This is a genomic window from Streptomyces sp. NPDC002690, assembly GCF_053592415.1.
In genome coordinates, this window is record NZ_JBSFVR010000643.1 from 1 (window position 1) to 2,309 (window position 2,309).

Here is a 2,309-nt window from a genome sequence, read left to right on the forward strand (position 1 = left end):
GGCGTGGTGCCAGCGCTCGCCCAGCGGCGCCCCGAAGAGCTGGTGACCGAGCAGCCCGTTGGCGTCGTCGCCGATCCGCGCACTGGAGAAGAGGTCCGGAGTGCCGGACGCCACCCACCCCCGTGACCTCTCCGAGGGCCAGCGGCTGACCCTGGCACTGGCCCTCGTACTCACCGCGCGTCCGCCGCTGATCCTGCTGGACGAGCCGACCCGTGGTCTCGACTACGCGGCCAAGTCCCGGCTGGTCGGGGTGCTCCGGGCGCTGGCGGCCGAGGGGCACGGAATCGTCCTGGCCACCCACGACGTGGAGCTGGCGGCGGAGCTCGCGGACCGGGTGGTGATCCTGGCCGGCGGGGAGGTCGTCGCGGACGGCCCGACCCGGCAGGTCGTGGTCTCCTCCCCCGCTTACGCCCCGCAGACGGCGAAGGTCCTCGCCCCGCAGGAGTGGCTCACCGTGAGCCAGGTCCGCACGGCGCTGGAGGCGGGCGCATGACCGGCGGGCGCATGACGGGCAGGCGCATGACCGGCGGGCGCATGACCGGCGGGCGCATGACGGGCATCGAGCTCCCCGGCGGCGAGAAGGCCGGGCGGGTCCGCCCGGTCCGCCCGGTCCGGCTCGGGCCGCGTTCGGTAGTGGCGCTGGTGCTGGTGAGCGCGGTGGGGGTGGCGGCCTTCGGCTGGCCGCTGCTCGCCGCGCCCGCGTTCGGCACCGCCCACGCGGCGGACGCGCCCTGGCTGTTCGGCGCGCTGCTGCCGCTGCTGGTGGCGGTGGCCGTGGCGACGATCGCGGACGCCGGGCTGGACGCGAAGGCGGTCGCGATGCTCGGGGTCCTCGCGGCGGTCGGCGCCGCCCTGCGCCCGCTGGGCGCGGGGACGGCCGGGCTGGAACCGATGTTCTTCCTGATGGTCCTCAGCGGTCGGGTGCTCGGCCCCGGCTTCGGCTTCGTACTGGGCGCGGTGACGATGTTCGCGTCGGCGCTGCTCACCGGCGGGGTGGGGCCGTGGATGCCGTTCCAGATGCTGTCGATGGCCTGGTTCACCATGGGCGCGGGGCTGCTGCCGGGTCCGGAGCGGCTGCGCGGCCGGGCGGAGACCACCCTGCTCGCGGCGTACGGGGCGCTGGCCTCCTTGCTCTACGGCACGGTGATGAACCTCTACGGCTGGACGATCGTGCCCGGTCTCGGCTCGGGCATCTCCTTCGTGGCGGGCGACCCGGTGCACGAGAACCTGGTGCGCTTCCTGGCGTACTGCCTGACCACCTCGCTCGGCTGGGACCTGGGCCGGGCGGCCCTGACCGTGGTGCTGACGCTCTTTGTGGGACCGGTGCTCCTGCGGGCGCTCCGCCGCGCGACGCGGCGCGCTTCCTTCGAGGCCCGGGTCACATTCGAGGGTCCCGGCGGAGTGAGGACACCCACAGGTACTTGGTCCTCCCCCAAGCCGGATAGTAGAGACGCCGAGGTCTGAGCCGGCCCCCGTACGACCCCTTTGACCTGGCTCGACTCCCGTATGTCCGTGTTCGGGACCTAGGGCCCGGAGTCCGAGCGCGGGTCGTACGGGAGGCCGGCGGGGGGTCATTGCGTCCGCCGGACGGCGGGGCTAACCATGGTTCTCGTCGCCGAACACCTCGGTGGCCCGCTCGACCGTCACAGGTCACCAGGGCCCAGGTGGGGACGCCCGGATCACTCACAGAACCGGCCCGCGACGCCACCTGCCCCCGACGTTAGGTTTCTACGTGTCGTTCGCCAGTCGTTTCCTCGCCCAGCCCCGTATCGCAGGCCGCAAGACCGTCCTCGCCGGTGCCGCCGTACTCCTCGGTGGCAGTGGTCTGGCTCTCGGCGCCGGTACGGCGTCCGCCGCCACGCCCACCGCGACGACCGCAGCGTCCTCCGCGCAGGCCACGGCGCAGCAGATGATCGGTGACAGCGCCCAGTTCCAGTGTTTCAGCAACATCGTCTCGCACGAGAGCGGCTGGAACCCGAGCGCCACCAACGCCTCCTCCGGCGCGTACGGCCTGGTCCAGGCCCTGCCCGCCTCCAAGATGTCCTCCGCCGGTTCCGACTGGCAGACCAACCCCGCCACGCAGATCAAGTGGGGTCTGAACTACATGAACGAGCGCTACGGCAGCCCGTGCGGCGCCTGGGACTTCTGGCAGGCCAACAGCTGGTACTGAGCCGGCCCGCCCAGCAGCCCGCGTGACGAAGCCCGGGCCGGGACCTCTTTCACTCGACCTCGGCGCGGGTGAGCTGTGCGCCGACCTCGGCCCGTACGGTCTGCAGCTGTGCGATCAGCGCGTCCAGCTCATCGAGCTT

Annotated in this window: 2 protein-coding genes and 2 pseudogenes; 3 read left to right on the forward strand and 1 reads right to left on the reverse strand. The window is 72.8% G+C overall.

Going from position 1 to position 2,309, the window contains the following annotated elements; translation table 11 throughout:
- Positions 1-61: 61 nt before the first annotated feature.
- From ACWD3D_RS36240 to ACWD3D_RS36250, 3 genes and pseudogenes are all read left to right on the forward strand, one after another.
- Positions 62-493: pseudogene (locus ACWD3D_RS36240) on the forward strand (AAA family ATPase); the annotation flags it as partial.
- A gap of 56 nt (positions 494-549) precedes the next feature.
- Positions 550-1,464 carry an ECF transporter S component gene (locus tag ACWD3D_RS36245; protein ID WP_451464915.1) on the forward strand — a complete coding sequence of 305 codons (915 nt, stop codon included), beginning with the start codon at positions 550-552 and terminating at the stop codon, positions 1,462-1,464.
- Between the two features lie 268 nt (positions 1,465-1,732).
- Positions 1,733-2,170, forward strand: a complete 438-nt coding sequence (locus tag ACWD3D_RS36250; RefSeq protein WP_451464914.1) for an aggregation-promoting factor C-terminal-like domain-containing protein — start codon at positions 1,733-1,735, stop codon at positions 2,168-2,170.
- Positions 2,171-2,219: 49 nt separating this feature from the next.
- Here ACWD3D_RS36250 and ACWD3D_RS36255 read toward each other — a convergent pair.
- Positions 2,220-2,309, reverse strand: a pseudogene (locus ACWD3D_RS36255) (MerR family transcriptional regulator); the annotation flags it as partial.